13 protein-coding genes are annotated in these 16,134 nt (G+C 45.0%); 4 read left to right on the top strand and 9 right to left on the bottom strand.

Annotated elements, in window-relative coordinates:
• The first annotated feature begins 15 nt into the window (after positions 1–15).
• Together DR864_RS19015 and DR864_RS19010 are read left to right on the top strand one after the other, a co-directional pair.
• The gene (locus DR864_RS19015) at positions 16–1,386 is read left to right on the top strand and encodes a dihydroorotase (RefSeq protein ID WP_114068444.1); all 1,371 of its coding nucleotides are present in this window, start codon (positions 16–18) and stop codon (positions 1,384–1,386) included.
• Positions 1,387–1,755: 369 nt separating this feature from the next.
• Positions 1,756–2,016: a hypothetical protein gene (locus tag DR864_RS19010; protein ID WP_114068443.1), complete on the top strand. Its 261-nt coding sequence runs from the start codon at positions 1,756–1,758 to the stop codon at positions 2,014–2,016.
• Positions 2,017–2,148: 132 nt separating this feature from the next.
• Here the strand turns inward: DR864_RS19010 and DR864_RS19005 are convergent, their stop codons facing one another.
• The 5 genes from DR864_RS19005 to ribH are packed head-to-tail and all read right to left on the bottom strand — an operon-like array spanning position 2,149 to position 5,051.
• Positions 2,149–2,733 carry a methyltransferase domain-containing protein gene (locus DR864_RS19005; protein WP_114068442.1) on the bottom strand — a complete coding sequence of 195 codons (585 nt, stop codon included), beginning with the start codon at positions 2,731–2,733 and terminating at the stop codon, positions 2,149–2,151.
• Positions 2,726–3,223, bottom strand: coding sequence for a rhodanese-like domain-containing protein (locus tag DR864_RS19000; protein WP_114068441.1), 498 nt, complete (start codon positions 3,221–3,223; stop codon positions 2,726–2,728). The genes DR864_RS19005 and DR864_RS19000 overlap by 8 nt, the downstream gene beginning before the upstream one ends.
• A complete protein-coding gene (locus tag DR864_RS18995) occupies positions 3,223–3,957 on the bottom strand; it encodes a DUF2490 domain-containing protein (RefSeq protein ID WP_114068440.1) in 735 nt (244 codons plus the stop codon). Before DR864_RS18995 ends, DR864_RS19000 begins: the two co-directional genes overlap by 1 nt.
• A gap of 21 nt (positions 3,958–3,978) precedes the next feature.
• Positions 3,979–4,566 (bottom strand): imidazole glycerol phosphate synthase subunit HisH, encoded by a 588-nt coding sequence (hisH, locus tag DR864_RS18990; RefSeq protein ID WP_114068439.1) that lies wholly within the window; start codon positions 4,564–4,566, stop codon positions 3,979–3,981.
• 5 nt (positions 4,567–4,571) lie between these two features.
• Positions 4,572–5,051, bottom strand: a complete 480-nt coding sequence (gene ribH, locus DR864_RS18985) for a 6,7-dimethyl-8-ribityllumazine synthase (protein WP_114068438.1) — start codon at positions 5,049–5,051, stop codon at positions 4,572–4,574.
• Positions 5,052–5,172: 121 nt separating this feature from the next.
• Between ribH and DR864_RS18980 the strand changes: the two genes are divergently transcribed.
• A complete protein-coding gene (locus tag DR864_RS18980; protein WP_114068437.1) occupies positions 5,173–6,378 on the top strand; it encodes a parallel beta-helix domain-containing protein in 1,206 nt (401 codons plus the stop codon).
• A 1-nt stretch (position 6,379) separates the two neighbouring features.
• Here the strand turns inward: DR864_RS18980 and DR864_RS18975 are convergent, their stop codons facing one another.
• The 4 genes from DR864_RS18975 to DR864_RS18960 all read right to left on the bottom strand — a co-directional run bounded on the left by DR864_RS18975 (position 6,380) and on the right by DR864_RS18960 (position 12,828).
• Complete coding sequence (locus tag DR864_RS18975; RefSeq protein WP_114068436.1) at positions 6,380–7,459, bottom strand: DUF3500 domain-containing protein; 1,080 nt, start codon at positions 7,457–7,459, stop codon at positions 6,380–6,382.
• A 128-nt stretch (positions 7,460–7,587) separates the two neighbouring features.
• A complete protein-coding gene (locus tag DR864_RS18970; RefSeq protein WP_114068435.1) occupies positions 7,588–8,166 on the bottom strand; it encodes a hypothetical protein in 579 nt (192 codons plus the stop codon).
• A gap of 45 nt (positions 8,167–8,211) precedes the next feature.
• Positions 8,212–9,990 carry a beta-helix domain-containing protein gene (locus DR864_RS18965; protein ID WP_114068434.1) on the bottom strand — a complete coding sequence of 593 codons (1,779 nt, stop codon included), beginning with the start codon at positions 9,988–9,990 and terminating at the stop codon, positions 8,212–8,214.
• Between the two features lie 42 nt (positions 9,991–10,032).
• Positions 10,033–12,828: a TonB-dependent receptor gene (locus DR864_RS18960; RefSeq protein ID WP_114070370.1), complete on the bottom strand. Its 2,796-nt coding sequence runs from the start codon at positions 12,826–12,828 to the stop codon at positions 10,033–10,035.
• A 291-nt stretch (positions 12,829–13,119) separates the two neighbouring features.
• On the opposite strand from DR864_RS18960, the gene DR864_RS18955 reads away from it, so the two are divergent.
• Complete coding sequence (locus DR864_RS18955; RefSeq protein ID WP_114068433.1) at positions 13,120–16,086, top strand: serine hydrolase domain-containing protein; 2,967 nt, start codon at positions 13,120–13,122, stop codon at positions 16,084–16,086.
• The last annotated feature ends 48 nt before the right edge of the window (positions 16,087–16,134 follow it).

Here is a 16,134-nt window from a genome sequence, read left to right as displayed (position 1 = left end):
ACTTAGAAAATAATTATGTCATCTATTCTTATCATTAATGCCCGCGTGGTCAACGAAGGGCGTATTTTGGAACAGGACGTTCTGATAAAAAACGGTTTGATTGAAAAAATCGGGGGTGATTTAAAACATTTTGCTGCCGACAAAATCATCGATGCCGCTGGGAAATACCTACTTCCAGGGGTGATAGACGACCAAGTTCACTTTCGAGAGCCGGGTCTGACGCACAAAGCTACTATTTATTCGGAAGCCAAAGCGGCTGTGGCGGGCGGAGTGACTTCTTTTATGGAAATGCCCAATACTGTACCCAATGCACTGACCCAAAGCTTATTGGAAGATAAATACCAAATTGCTTCGCAGACTTCATTGGCTAATTACTCCTTTTTTATGGGAGCTTCCAACGATAATTATGATGAGGTAATGCAAACGATTTGCCCCGACGTATGCGGCATCAAGATTTTTATGGGCTCTTCCACGGGCAATATGCTCGTAGATGCGCCAGAAGTGCTGGAAAAACTGTTTGCTAATGCTCCCTGCTTGATTGCCACGCATTGCGAAGATGAGCCCACGGTTCGGCAACGTACAGAAATGTTTAAACAACAATACGGCGACAACGTTCCGTACAATATTCATGCACTCATTCGCAACGAAGAAGCTTGTTATAAATCATCTTCTATGGCGGTTGAGCTTGCAAAAAAACACGGTACACGACTGCATATCCTGCACATTTCGACGGGTGAAGAAACCGAATTATTTGAAGTCGGCAGCTACGGAAACAGCACCGTAAGTGAAAGTGATAAACGGCAAAAACGAATCACCTCAGAAGCCTGCGTACATCATCTATGGTTTGACGCCGAAGATTATCATCGATTGGGTGCCCAAATCAAGTGTAACCCTGCCATCAAAGCGCCTCATCACAAAGAAAAAATCTTTCAGGCACTGCTTGACAACCGCATCGACGTCATCGCTACCGACCATGCTCCACACACTTGGGAAGAAAAATCAAAAGGCTATTGGGCCGCTCCTTCTGGTTTGCCTTTGGTACAGCATTCGCTCAATATCATGCTAGAATTTGTGCAGCAGGGTAAGATTTCGATAGAACGTGTAGTAGAGAAAATGAGCCACGCCGTAGCCGACGTATTTCAGATAGACCGGCGCGGATACATCCGTGAGGGCTATTGGGCCGACTTAGTATTGGTCGATTTAAACCAACCTACCACCGTGACTAAAGAAAATATTTTATTCAAGTGCGGTTGGTCACCACTAGAAGGTAATACCTTTCAATCTGGCATTACCCACACAATTGTTTCAGGACATTTGGTGTATGCCAATGGGGTTTTTGATGAGTCAGAAAGAGGAAAACGATTATATTTTACACGTACAGTCTAGAGACGCACTGCGTTGTGTCTCTACGCATTTCATTTCACCCCTTATTTTATTGGTTTCATCAGGCGAAACCACAGGTTTGTCTTTTTTTTTGGGTAACGTGCAACCTTTTCATCCACCTTTACATCATATAGTTGTAGAGGTTTGGTGGTCAATGGTTATGTGATGAAAGGCAGTTTTCAACGACAAGAAAAATCACCTACCATTCATCCTTAAAATTTGCCGATTAACACTTTTTAACCAAAAACAAGGTACTTTGTATTGCATAATACCATCCCAAACCCATATCTTTGTTTCATCCGAATCGTCGGTCCGAATTCAGCCATTGAAAATAAATACTCGTTACGAATCCATTTAAAAACTCATACAGTCATGAAAGCTATCACCCTCGTCGTCGCCCTGTGTTTGTTGAGTACCGCAGCTTTTTCAATTGGCCGGCCGCACAATATTTTTGCGACCCACAAAGCCATGACCGAGCGTACGGTTGTTTCTCAACCCCAAAAGACTGTGATTCCGCAAGGTTCTATTCTTAAGAACGTTACACAACGAGCACAGGACGGCGTGGAGGAAACTCGCCAAGCTGTTTCTACCGTTGGGCGTATTGTAAGCTTCATTATCAAAATTACGCACTAGTACTTCCACCGTCAGCAGGTTTCTGCCTAATGACAAAAGCACTCCACAAAAAACATTCAGCAGTAAAAATATTATTGTAGTTAGGGTTTAGGAAAAGCGACAAACGCTGCTCGGTTGGGTGGCGTTTGTTTTTTAATTATCCTTGGGAGAAGCTACAAAAAATACCTCAAAACCCAGCCGGGGAGGAATGGAATTGAGGGCAGGAGTCATACGTTTTAGGTCAAAAGTCGCCTCAAACAGGCGTTTATATTCTTCGACAGTGCCGCCGAAGGGAGGACCGCCTTCAAACGAACGATTAAACAAAAGCCCCACTAACTTCCCGCTTGGACTCAACAATTCATGCATTTTCTGCGCATAAAGCGGCCGCAGCGAAGGGTGGATGGCGCAAAAAAAAGTTTGTTCCAAAACTAAATCGTAGTGCCCTGAATGCTCAAAGAAATCTTCACAAACAGCTTTTAAGCCTTTTGAGGCATATTTTCCCTGAAGCTTTTTAACAATTTCGGCCGATATATCCACCACAGTCACATCCATAAATCCCTGCTGAAGAAGATATTCTGCCTCATAGCTATTGCCACCGCCAGGAATAAGGATGCGAAGATTCTTATCGGTTAATTGGTCAATGTACTCTTTCAAAGGCGGCGATACGTAACCAATATCCCAACCCGTTTGGCCAGCGCGGTAGCGTTCATCCCAGAAATTTTGGTCTAAATTACTCATACACTTTTTCACCTTTATTGAGCCAAATCCCCCAAGACCGCGAATAAGCGTGGACTTTTTGGGTAGGTTTTGCCTGCGTATCTACAATGGGGTTTCCCTGATTTACCCATTCAAAAATACTACCATAAAGATTTCGGACATTTTGAAACCCTGCCGCTTTGAGTTTTTCTCCAATACGCTCGGAGCGAACTCCTACGGTACAGTATACCACTATCGGCGTATTTTTGGGGAGATTATCTACTTTTTTAAGGTCAAATTCTTCATATCCAACCCATCTAGCTTCAGGCAAATGGCTCACTTCAAATTCGCGTTTGGCGCGGGTATCTAACAGAACAACCTGAGACTGTTCTTTTTTCAAATCCTTGCAACTTATAGTCGGAACGGTATGCTTATACATCCCCTCCAACATTACTTTATAAGCCCGACTGTTGGTCTGGGCGTTGGGTTTAAACCATGAAAAAAACATCAGTAACAAAAGGAGCTTTCGCATTAGATTTCGAACGCTAAATGGAGATTCAGTACATTTTGTTCGTCAAACTCCACCAATGTAGCGCGACGACCATGAATAAATGTATAACCCGTTTCGAGGTTGACACGTTCGCTCAAACTCCACAACAAGCTTCCCCCAAGCCAAAATTGGTGAAAACGCATAGGCTTTTGGCCGCTCAACAGCGGCGGGTCATGAAAAAGAATCTCTGTAACTCCATTCACACTTACAAAAGGGGTGAATTGATAACGAATATTGGCTCTACCGCGTACCCGGCCAACGGGATGAAAATCATTGGCTTTAAAAAAACGCAATTCCTGCATAAACCGCTGCCGAAACGTGAGTTTTTCGTTCACTTCTTGATTAAACTCCACCCCTCCAGCATAACGAAACTCCTTGCCAATAGGCGCATTAAAATCCTCCTCTTTTCCCAATAACTGATTGGAAACCATGTAACTCATTTGGGCAATATGCACCCATACCGTATTTTGGGTATTACGATGCGTAACCAGCGCCTGCCCTCCCATCGTCAGCGGGCTAGCGGTTGGATTATGAGGATTCTCTTGATAATTATTCTGACGTCGCCACATGAACGTCCCTACGATATTCCAGTTCGGATTCGGTTCTTTGGCTACCTGCACCCGTGACCAAAACGTCAGGTGAGGATAATGCTGCTTTTGTGCCTCTGAAATGAAAGGCCAAACTCCGATTACTAACAAGAAAAAGAAGCGGCGCAAGGGTAAAGCGGTTGAAAGAGTTTACAGATTTAAAAAATTTTCAAAAATGCGTTGCCCCACATTTCCACTAATTTCGGAGTGAAACTGGGCCGCAAAAAAGTTGTCCTTTTGTAACATTGCTGAGTATTCAACGATGTAGTTGGTCCTGGCCGCTGTTTGGTCGCAAAGCGGTGCATAATAGCCGTGATTATAATAAACATAATCGTGCTCATTCAACCCAGCGCAAAGTGGGTTGTCGAGCGAATAAATATCATTCCAGCCCGTTTGAGGCACTTTAAAGCCATTGGTGCGCGGAAAACGCAACACATCCACGTCAAAAATTCCCATGCAAGTTGTATCGTTTTCTTCCGAATAACGACACATAAGCTGCATTCCCACACAAGTACCCAACAACGGCTGTTTGAGCGAGGGTATCAATTTATCAAGCCCGCGCTCCCGCAAATACGCCATAGCGGTACTTGCCTCTCCCACGCCCGGAAAAATCACTTTATCAGCCGAACGAATCGTGTCTGGGTCGTCGGTCCATTCGTAGGCCGCACCGATTCGGTCCAAGGCGTACATCACTGACTGCACATTGCCTGCGTTGTATTTGATAATAACTGTTTTCATCGTTTTTATTGAAGGCCCAACATTTTGATGGCTGTCATGGCGGCTTCATCGCCTTTATTGCCGTGGATACCCCCTGCCCGGTCGAGGGCCTGTTGCAGCGTATTGGGCGTTAAGACGCCAAAAATAACAGGTTTGTTATACTTCAACGCTACGTCGGTGAGGCCGTGAGCAACCGCGTGGTTGATATAATCGTTGTGCTTAGTCTCACCCTGAATCACGCAGCCGATGGCAATAACGGCATCAACGTCGGGCTTTTGGGCGTATACCTGTGAACCAAAACTCAATTCAAAACTTCCAGGAACATTCACTCTCCGAATATTCTCGGGTTTGGCACCGTATTCGAGCAACGTTTTATGGGCTCCTTCGTAGAGCGCGCCAGTGACCTCATCGTTCCATTCGGCTACAACAATTACAAATTTTTTAGCACTTATATCGGGCAGACCTTCCGTGTTAAATACACTCAGGTTTTTGTGAGCAGATGACATTCTTAGCAGTCCGTTTACGGTTAATTGTCTATAATTTTACAACAGTGAATCACAAAATTAGGGTATTGCTGCGAAGTTTCTATTTTTTCGTACTTTCGTCTTTCCTAAACCTTTCGAAATTATGCGTTTTTTATCGTTTGTTGCCCTCAGTTTTGCTTCTTTTACGGCCCTTGCGCAGGCTGATTTTCAAAAAAAACTTCAGCGTCAACTCATTATGGCTGAAGATGGTGCCACTATTACCCTTGACGCAGGTACGTATAAATTAAGTGGAAGTTTGTCGCTGGAAGGCAAAAAAAACATTATTGTTCGCGGGGCTGGAATGGAAAAAACCATTCTGAGCTTCAAAGGCCAAACCGACGGTGCGGAAGGATTACGGGTGAGCAACGCTGAAAATATAATACTAGAAAATTTTACCGTCCAAGATGCCAAAGGAGATGCCATCAAAACCATGAATGTCAACAAGATAACATTCAGAAACGTCAAAACCGAATGGACAGGTGAGCCGAAAGCCACCAACGGTGCCTACGGGTTGTACCCAGTTATGTGCCAAAACGTGTTGATCGAGGGCTGCGTAGCCATCGGTGCTTCTGATGCAGGTATTTACGTGGGGCAATCTAAAAATATCATCGTACGCAATTCCAGGGCTTACCACAACGTAGCGGGCATTGAAATCGAAAACTCACTCATGGCCGACGTCTACGACAACGAATCCACCGAAAATACGGGCGGTATCTTAGTGTTTGACTTACCTGATTTGGTTCAGAAAAAAGGTGGCAACGTGCGCGTATACAACAATCATATTCACCATAATAATTTCCCCAATTTTGCCCCAAAAGGAAACATCGTAGCCAGTGTGCCGCAGGGAACGGGAGTCATGATTTTGGCGACCAATCAAGTGGAGATTTTCAACAACAAAATCATTGGCAACAACAGCCTCGGCACGGGTATTATCAGTTATTTTCTGACCGAAAATCGCATCAAAGACAAAGACTATTACCCTTATCCCACGGGTATTTATATCCACGACAACATCTATGAGCGCGACCGAGTGCGCTATCAGGGCAAAGGCCGCATGGGCCAGTTGTTTCGGTATAAATTACGTTTCGGTAAAAAAGTCCCCCATATCATTTACGACGGAATCGTAGACGCCAAAACTTTAGAAAATGGCCAAATTAAAGCTGAGAATCGTATTTGTGTTCGTAACAATCAAAACGCAACCTTTGTAAATATCGACGCAGCCAATAAATTTAAGAATGTTTCGCGCGATGCTACTGCTTACGATTGTACTCACTCAGCCCTCAAACAAGCAGCGGTCAGTATGAAATAATTTACTTTTTATGGGCTGCGTCGTAATGCGCTTTTAATAAATCTTCACCCCAATCATTGGTTAAATCTCGCACCACGGAATGAACGTGGTTGCCGCCGTTTTGGGTATTGTCATACTCAATCAAAAACGTGGGACCGTGTACACGAAAATAATGCCCATGCCCTGCCCCCCGAATCGGCTCGCGGTCGCCCATCCAAGCAAACGAAATTTTGTTCATATCTGCCTGACGCAGGCGGTCCAATTCCTGATTTTTGAGCGTTACGTGGTATCGGCTTAAATAGATATTTATCAATTCCTGAAACATTTTCTGTTGTGCAGGTGTCATATCGCCCAGTGCCAATCCTTCCCGATTTTCGAGATTTACCTTTCGAGAATTGGTGGTCAGTAAATCATTGGGCGCTTTGTCAGCAAGCATTACTTTTTTGAGTTGTTGCTCGTCAAAAGAGCCCAATAATCGAAAAGCTGCATCAGTTTCTTCTTTCAACACCTGTTTTCCTTCCTGAACGTAGCCTGGAAGTACAATGCCTGGATTGCTCCCGAAAAAGCTCGGCATAAATTCCACTTTGTTATCCACAATCGTAAAATGCAACGACAAATGATGGCCTTCCACGCTCCAGCCCCAGGGCTGCTTGGCTTCGGGACTACCAAAAACGGCAAAGGCGTAATTTTCAGGGTCGCGGTATGTGTCATTTTCGGGCCGTTTTTCCACTTGGCGCAATACGTATTCTAAGCTAATAATCGCCTCGGCTTTGGCTAATCCTTGGTCGCTGAGGGCCACTTTCAACAAATTCATGGCCGCTTTGCGTTGGGTTTCGTCCATTTGTTTGAGAGGCAATCCTTTGCGTTGACGCGGCGTGTAGTTCCAATCATAGCGCCACTCCGAGTCGAAAGGCAAATTGGCCAATGCTTTTTGTTCGGCCGAAAGGGTTCCTAAAAATTGCTCAGAAGCTGATTTCAAGTCACTACTGAGCTTTTTTTGCGCGTGTAGCTCCACTGGAACAACATAGAGATAAAGGAATAGAAGCGCAAAAATTTTTGCACTGTCAGAGGTTCTTTGAGAAACAAAAGAGCAGGTTTGCATAATCTGGGCAGGATTTAAGGAATAACACTCTGAAAATGATGACATTCCTTAAATCTACTCCATAAAAAAACCGAGAACAGTCGTCCTCGGCTTTTTTTATAATCTGACACCAATATGAATTCTTTATGTTAAGGCTGCACTTTGGCGGGCGCAACCCATTCATGTATTTTTTTATCGTAGACCAGCGTCGAATCGGGCCACTCTACATAATGCTTCATGGTCACGTATTTGTCGATATTACCTTCTTTTATCATTGCTTTAAACAAAAACTCGCCTCGTTCCTCCACCAAACTATCACTCTTAAAATGAGGCGTACACCATAGTTCTTCGTACTGCATAGGCATTAAATTTTTGCCCATCTTAAACTTACCTCCCACCCCACGCTTGTAATGGCCACTGCCCACAGGGCGGTTGATGAAAAAGTAGTGCGTGGAATCAGGCGTAACAAAATAGCTCTCAAACTTGTACTGCCCCAAGCGAGCCACATATTCTTTGCGAAAACGTGGCTCAAAACGGGTAGCGTTGGTAGCTCCTTTAGCATACTGACTGGTGTAGGTAATGATATTGGCGAGCAGCGTATCTTTTTCATTTTCGGAAAAATACGTACTTACATCGTAAGGGTCGCCGTCTTTGCAACTCACGCCGCTAACAGTTAGTCCAAAAGCAATAAATAAAAGAAAGAACGCGGTTGAAAATTGTGTTTTCATAAGTTTCGGGAAGTCGAATTTAAATGACTTCCCGAAATATACTAATTATTGCACTTTGGTATAATCCGTCGTGCCTGAATTAAAGTTAGCCCATTTTGCAGTCCAGTCGGCATCTTTAAACGCGCCGATAAAATCGGTCGTTGTAAAGAAGGCACCCGCAGGAGCTTGTCCACCTTTGGTTAAAGTTTCCGTAGCAGAAGCGCCAACGGTAAACGTAGGTGTACCTGCAACAAACAAGGTATTGCTTAAACCAGTAAGCGTCCAGTCCGTTAAGATTTTATTGCCTGGTTGAGCAGCAAACCACTCAGATGGTTTTTGCGTGCCAATGTTGGCAAGGGCTACTGGCGTAGTAGCGGTATTTACATCACGAACCGCAAAACCGTTAGGGTTACCCGCACCAGCTCCGAAGCTGTTTGAACCCCAGCTTTTTACGCCAGAAACCACTACGCGATTCAACACCAATTTACCATCGGCGGCATTTTGCAATGTAGAAACGGCGCCACTTGGGTCGATGAAAATACCATTAGGAAAGCCCGTAACGACGGTATTATGAATCTTTACTTGGGCATTGCGACGCAAGTGCATACCGTTTTGGTACTGAACACTGATGGCCGTTGTATTATCCAATTTTGGTCCAATCAGCGAGAAGTTCGATAAAGTAGCCGATGTCACTGGCGTGTTGGCTGTACCGCTTCCGTCGTTATCGATTTCAAAACCGTTTGAACCTGACTGGTCAGCAACCGCCGCACCACGAAGACCGATTCCGTATTGTAAATTTCCGCTGAAACCGTTGTCAATGTCGAAATCATCGTCCAAACCACGGTAAGCAATCAAATACTTAGCATTAACCGCTCCGCCAAACCACTCAAAGGAGTCGTCACCGCCATAAGATGCTTGTAAATACTCTAGCGTTGTGCCACTTCCTACCGAACCAAACGTAAACGAGTTTACTTCTTGGTTGGGGTTGATGGGAATACCAGCGTATTCTACCCGAACGTATTTCAATGAACCTGAGTTGTCGGCGTTGTCAGTACCACCGTGGAATGCGCCGTACTGGCCTTCCAATTCAGCTACTCCTTTTACACCACCCGTGGTTAAGTTGTTTAATCCTTTACCACAGATAACCAAACCACCCCAGTCGCCTGCTTCACGTTCACCAATAGCGCGCTCAGAGGTAAATACAATAGGGGCATCGGCAGTTCCGTTGGCAATAATTTTGCTACCACGCTGTATAATCAACGTTGCTTTTGAAGAGCGCTCACCAATAATCACCGTACCTGCTTCAATGGTCAGGGTGCCAGTTTTGGTGGGAGTTCCGTCAATTTTGGCATCTTCACCCACCCGAACGAATCCTTTCAGACGGTAGATATTTCCTTTTGTCCAGCTGATGTTTCCTTCTAAAGTACCGCTTACATCCACGATAGGCTTGCTCGGAACGGCCGAAACCGTAACGATTTGCGTAGCAATCGTAGAAGCTTGGTCTTTGCTGTCAGTAGCTTGAAATGTAAACACAACTGTAGAGCCTACTGGTAGGCTTTCTACCGTGTAATCTTTGGTATAAGAAAGTGTTGTTTCACCCGTAAGTGCCTTACTTTCAAATGTCTGCCCATTTTTCAAAACGGTCAATGTTTTCAAACCGCCGGGAGCGTTAAGCGTAGCCGTAATTTTTACAACATCACCTGTTTTGGCGTTTGCGGCGGCACCCGCCGCGATGGTCGGTGCAGGAAAAACTTCTTCCTCTTCTTTACAGGCATTGAAGATTACTGCGGTTGAGAGCAAAAGCGCTATCGTTCGCAACATTTTGATGGATTTAAACATATTCATAGTTTGGGATAATTGACTTACTTGATGGTTAAAGCATAAAACTTATAGAATGCGGAAAGAGAAGCCCAATTGCAGCATTCGTCCCGGACGATACGTCTGGATTAATTGGTCGTTGTTACGGTCAAATTTTTTGTCGCCATTTCCATTCTGCAACAACACGTTGGTTTGGTTCAGAATATCAGTCACCCCGCCCTTCACCGTCCAACGCGTGCCGATGGCTTTAGAGAATGTAAGGTCCAATACGTTGCGGGGCATTTCATAAATATCGGGATAACCTTCAAAGCCTGCGGCGAAGATTCGGCGTCCAATAACGTTATAGAGCACATTTACTTGAAAATCAGACTTAGGATTGTTGTAGTTCAAGCCCACGTTGACGATGTACGGCGATTGGCCCTGCAATGGGCGGTCGTCAGACTGACCTAAGCCTAGAGTACCTAACTTGATGCGGCTGAAAATCAAGGCTGCATTGAACAACAAACTCATGTTTTGCAAGATGGGAGACGGAGCAAGCGAGCCTAGCCCTTTGCGAATTTCTAATTCTAAACCTGAGCTTACTGAGCTTTTGGCGTTGGCAAACGTAAACGTTTTTGCGCCTCCCGAGCCAGCACCTGGTACCACGATTACTTCAATTGGATTGGTAAAATACTTGTAAAAACCCGCAATACTCACCACTTCATTGGGCGTAGGGTACCACTCGTAGCGCAAGTCAAAATTGTCAACATTGGCCGTTTGAACATCTGGATTTCCTTTATAAACAATGTTATAATCAAAATCATAGAAGGCAAACGGCGCTAATTCGCGGAATTCGGGGCGGTTGAGGGTACGTCCGTAAGCGGCCCGAATCAGTGTTTTTTCGGAGAAATTATACGTTAAATTCAGAGATGGCAAAAGCTTATTAACGGGAAAACTTACGTTGATGGGGTCTCCGTTAATGGTTGCTGATTTTAATTGTTGCGTGTTGGCTTCATAACGTACCCCCGCAATCATGTTGAATTTTTTCGACAGAGGAATGTTTGCCGAACCGTAGAAGGCAATTAAGCTATTATCAGCATCGTACGAATCACTATTGTTGGTTTGTTCGTCAATCCGAATTCCGTCGGTGTTGTTAATGTTTTGAGGCTGAAACAATTGTGTAATTGAGCCACTCAAAATATCGGGATTGGTACGGCTGGTGCGCACATAACCTAAGTTGCGGGCTTTAAATTCACGGCTTTTATCTTCATAATAACCGCCAACTTTCAGCTCAATATCCGAACCATTTTTGGTCGCCAGTTTATGCGTCAGGTTTACACCGCCCGTCACAGCCTGCTCATTCATTTTTGAAGAAAAACGACCTAAGAAAAAGGCCGCAGCCGTACCAAGAGGCACATAAAGTGTTCTTTGTCCGTTTGATTCGTCTAAATCGGACCGGTAGCGGCGATAGTCGGGTTGATCGCGATAGGCATTGTTGTAACCTACAACCCAGTCAACCACCGTTTTATCGTTGTTAAACTCGTGTTTTCCCAATAATTGCCCCGTATAAATTCCTCGGTACACTTGGTCAAAAGAATAACTATCGGGCGAGAAGTTGGATTCAAGGTTGCGTCCCGTACGGTTTACGGTGCTCGAATTGCTCAATTGATTGTACAGGTTTTTGAAATCAATGGAGTGATTTTCGTTAAATCTTACCGACCAGTTGTGCAAAACCCCCACCCGAATATTCCGGTTAGACTGGGCGTCGTTGTAGTTATAGATGACCGACTGCACATCGTTGTTACTCTCGTTGAAGTCTTTGCGCGTTATTTCAAAAGCGGTACGGCTGTCGCTGTACGTAAGCGCCGTTACGTTTCCAATTTTGACGTTGCCTGCTTGTAATTTAAAGTTACCAGTCAACGAGTAGCGTTGGTCAGGAATCGCCGATGTCCGCTGTGTAGTCCAGTTATTACGCAAAGCGCGGCCAGCCAATTCTAACTCAGCTGGCGTAGCGAAATTGAGGTTTTTATTAGGGAAGCTGCTCGGAATACTCTGGTAGCCGTTGTTGAAACCCATCCAGTAGTTTTTGCCCTGCTCGGGCTGGTCAAAATCCCCAAATGTCGTTCCTTGGCGGAAACTCGTGCTGTAATCAAACGTAATGCTCGTCTGGTCAGGAATATTTTTGGTAAAAATCTTCACTACTCCACCCGCAAACTCGCCGGGCAAATCCGCCGCTGGGCTTTTAAACACCAACAAACGGTCGATTTGTGAACTCGGAATGATGTCAAATGAAAAAGACTTCACGTCCGTTTCCATCGAAGGCGTGAAGGCATTGTGTAGCATTACGTTGTTATAACGCTGATTTAATCCTCTAATATTGATAAAACGGTCGCCAACGATGGTGATTCCAGGTACGCGTTTCACCACCTGCGCCGCATCGCGGTCAAGGGTACGCGCAATTTGTTGAGACGAAATCCCGCTGACGATATTTTGGGAGGCCTTGATTTCGCTGATGACCGAAACTTCCGTATTGGTTTGGCGGGTAGCTACTACTCTCACTTCTTGTAGAGTAGCGGCGGCTTCCAAAAGGGCTGTATTAACTTCGGTTACTTTATCAGCCTCAATAGACACATTTTCAATGATTTCCGTTTTGTAAGAAACGTAGGTAATTTCTAACGTGTACTTACCTGCGGGAACTTTGGCAATGGAAAAGAAACCGTTAATATCGGTGGCGGCCCCAAGTTGGGTTCCTGTGAGTTTTACAGTAGCCCCAATAAGCGTTTCTTTATTCTTAGCATCAGTAATGGTGCCGCGAACGATGCCCGACTGGGCAAAGGACTGAATCGAAGCAAAAATAATGGCAGCAAATATCAGTAATCTGCTCATGGATTTGTAATGTTTAAATTTAACTTTCATATCAGTGTTTTGTCGGGTGCAAAAGTACGGGTACAATATTATGCCAATGTTAAGCCAACATTAAGAGTAGATTACCATTAAAACCCAAATAATAAGTAATTGAATATCAAATATTTACGCACAAAATTAACTAGCTATCAATACCGATACAGGATAATGCACCCAAAAACCTCTTTCACCCTTGAAATGAGTTTTGTACTATTTTTTTAGGATGCCGTAACTTTATTTTTTATTATTTTTGTCTGTATTTACCAACACCTAATGAAAAAAATATTGATTAGCACCTCCTTTTTGGGGTGTACTCTTGCTTGCCTACTGGGCGTGACAAGTTTTAAAAATGACACACCGCGAGGCACATTTATATTTGCTGAAAGTAAATGGGTCGATAGTGTTTTTAAATCACTCACGCTCGAACAAAAAATAGGGCAGTTTTTTATGCTCGCCACGCATTCTGACCGCAGTGAGTCTTACTATCGCCATTTCGATGTATTGATTAAAAATCAGCAAGTTGGGGGACTTATCTTCTTTAAAGGAGGCCCTGCGCGACAGGCAAGCCTGATTAATCGGTATCAGGCGCTCTCAAACGTGCCATTGATGATTGGCATTGATGGCGAATGGGGCTTAGGAATGCGGCTTGATAGCATCGAAGATTTTCCCAAACAAATGACGTTGGGGGCTATCCAAGATAATCAATACATTTATAAAATGGGCTTGGAAATAGCCCGCCAGTGCCAACGATTAGGGGTAAACGTGAACTTTGCGCCCGTCGCCGATATTAACAGCAACCCTCGTAATCCAGTGATTGGGCTACGCTCGTTTGGAGAAGACCGCGACAATGTGACCAACAAAGCTGCCGCCTACATGAAAGGCCTTCAGCATCAACGCATCATTGCCACCGCTAAGCATTTTCCCGGACACGGCGATACCGACTCTGACTCTCATTATACCTTACCCGTTCTTTCACATTCTAGCGACCGCTTGGACGAGACCGACCTTTATCCGTTCCGTAAGCTCATCGCCGACAGCCTTACGGGCATCATTACGGGGCATCTATACGTACCCGTTCTTGACAATACTCCCTTTCTCGCTTCCTCTCTTTCCGAAAAAATAGTCACTGATTTACTTAAAAATAAATTGGGTTTTCAGGGACTAGTTTTCACCGACGCCATGAATATGCAAGGGGTCATGCGGGGACGCACCGCCGTTGATGCCAACATAAAAGCCCTGCTGGCGGGAAATGATATTTTATTGTATCCCGAGCACGTGGCGGAGTCCATTAAAAAAATCAAAATAGAAGTAGAAAAAGGACGAATTCCCAAAGATGTCATTGACGAAAAAGTCCACAAAATACTTCGGGCCAAATACTGGATGGGGTTGCATAAATCTCGGCCCGTTGTGATGAAGCATTTGAACAACGATATCCAAAAAGCCGAAGTACGAGCGCTTTCGCGCGAATTGTGCGAGCAAGCCGTTACGCTGGTTCGCAACGACAACCAACTTCTGCCCATCAGCGCCGTTGATACCTGCGCATTTGCATCTATCGCCATCGGCGGTGGCGGCATCAATCAGTTTCAGCAAACCCTAAGTCGCTACGCTCCCTTCAAACACATCATGTACGCCGACAAACCGACTACCAACGAAGAAGTGGAGAGTTTGCTCACGCAGGTCGGCGACGCCAACGTCGTTATCGTAAGTCTGCACGAAACACGGCGGAATTTCAACCGACCGTTTGTCATAACCCCCGCTACCATTGAATTGATTACGAGGTTACAGCAAAAAGCCAAAGTTATTGTCAGTTTGTTTGCCACACCTTACGCCCTTAAGCAGCTTCCTGCCACCTCGGCAGTCGTGTGTGCGTACGAAAATCTGGCTGATTTGGAAGTAACCGCCGCGCAGCAAATCTTCGGGGCATTGCCTTTCAAAGGAAAATTGCCCGTCTCTATTGAAGGCCAATACGCAATTGGAACGGGGTATGAAACCACACCCCTCAACCGCATTACGCTGGGTTTGCCCGAGCAAGTGGGCATGAGCACCCTGCTACTCAACCGCATGGATACCCTGATTCAGAACTCTATCAATGCACGCATCTTTCCAGGTTGTCAGGTTGTAGTGGCGAGAAAGGGGCGGATTGTTTACCAAAAAAATTACGGAACCCTCAGTTATGACAAAATCACCGAAAAAGTTCAGAATGAATCTCTTTATGATGTAGCCTCGGTCACCAAGGTAGCGGCCACCCTTCAGGCCGTGATGTACCTGCAAGAACAAAATGTACTTGACCTAAAACAAAAATCGGCACACTATTTGCCTGAGTTAGTGGGGACAAACAAATCGCAGATTACTTTGGAGGACTTGCTACTGCATCGCTCAGGGATGGTGGCTTTTTATCCTAAACTCTGGGAGCGAACCAAAACGGGAGGAGGTGGCCTGATGACCGAATATTACAGTTCACTGCGTGACAGTGTTTATTCAATGCAAATCGCGCCTAAGTTATTTGCCAAACCCGCGTTAAAAGATTCGGTTTGGCAGTGGGTGATTCAATCTCCGCTCCACAATAAGCGAGAGCCTGGAGGTCGTTATTCTTTTGTTTACAGTGATTTAGGCATTTTAATGTTACAAAAAATCGTTGAACGCGTCACAAACCAACCACTTGACGAGTTTTTACAACAAAATTTTTACGAACCCCTTGGCATGATGCAAACAGGCTTTAAATCGTTAGAACGCTTTCCAGAAACGCAAATCGCCCCCACTGAAAGCGATTTTTCGTACCGAAACCAGCTCTTGCGCGGAACGGTACATGATCAGATGGCGGCGGTCTATGGCGGCGTGGCAGGTCATGCGGGATTGTTCAGCACGGCGTATGATTTAACGATTTTGATGCAGATGAATTTACAAAAAGGGCTCTACGGCGACCGGCGTTATTTTCAGGATGCAACGGTTCCATTATTCGCAAAAATGTACGATACGGCTCACCACCGGGGTCTTGGTTGGGACAAAGCTCCTACCAAAGGAGAAAGTAATTATGTAGCTCCTTCGGCCTCCGCTACCTCGTTTGGCCATTCGGGTTTTACGGGCACGATGGTGTGGGCAGATCCTAAATACGACCTCGTTTTTGTGTTTCTTTCCAACCGTGTTCACCCCAATGCCGAGAACAATGAAATCAATCGGCAGAAGATTCGGCGACGGATTCACGAGTATGTTTATCAGTCCATGGATATTACCGGAAAATAAATCTTGTCGTCAGAAAAGAGGACTGTTTTCAATAAAGCACTAATTTTA

Source organism: Runella rosea (assembly GCF_003325355.1).
Lineage (GTDB): Bacteria > Bacteroidota > Bacteroidia > Cytophagales > Spirosomataceae > Runella > Runella rosea.
Note: the sequence above shows the minus strand (reverse complement) of the source record. Positions and strands in the feature narration are given on the sequence as shown.

Excerpts from the sequence above, each read along its gene's own strand:
- ribH (WP_114068438.1), bottom strand. The coding sequence starts at position 5,051 with ATGTCATCTGCTCACAAAAACCTGAGTGTATTTAACACGGAAGGTCTG.
- DR864_RS18965 (WP_114068434.1), bottom strand. The coding sequence starts at position 9,990 with ATGAATATGTTTAAATCCATCAAAATGTTGCGAACGATAGCGCTTTTG.
- DR864_RS19010 (WP_114068443.1), top strand. The coding sequence starts at position 1,756 with ATGAAAGCTATCACCCTCGTCGTCGCCCTGTGTTTGTTGAGTACCGCA.
- DR864_RS19005 (WP_114068442.1), bottom strand. The coding sequence starts at position 2,733 with ATGAGTAATTTAGACCAAAATTTCTGGGATGAACGCTACCGCGCTGGC.
- DR864_RS18955 (WP_114068433.1), top strand. The coding sequence starts at position 13,120 with ATGAAAAAAATATTGATTAGCACCTCCTTTTTGGGGTGTACTCTTGCT.
- hisH (WP_114068439.1), bottom strand. The coding sequence starts at position 4,566 with ATGAAAACAGTTATTATCAAATACAACGCAGGCAATGTGCAGTCAGTG.
- DR864_RS18980 (WP_114068437.1), top strand. The coding sequence starts at position 5,173 with ATGCGTTTTTTATCGTTTGTTGCCCTCAGTTTTGCTTCTTTTACGGCC.
- DR864_RS19000 (WP_114068441.1), bottom strand. The coding sequence starts at position 3,223 with ATGCGAAAGCTCCTTTTGTTACTGATGTTTTTTTCATGGTTTAAACCC.
- DR864_RS18960 (WP_114070370.1), bottom strand. The coding sequence starts at position 12,828 with ATGAGCAGATTACTGATATTTGCTGCCATTATTTTTGCTTCGATTCAG.
- DR864_RS19015 (WP_114068444.1), top strand. The coding sequence starts at position 16 with ATGTCATCTATTCTTATCATTAATGCCCGCGTGGTCAACGAAGGGCGT.
- DR864_RS18975 (WP_114068436.1), bottom strand. The coding sequence starts at position 7,459 with ATGCAAACCTGCTCTTTTGTTTCTCAAAGAACCTCTGACAGTGCAAAA.
- DR864_RS18970 (WP_114068435.1), bottom strand. The coding sequence starts at position 8,166 with ATGAAAACACAATTTTCAACCGCGTTCTTTCTTTTATTTATTGCTTTT.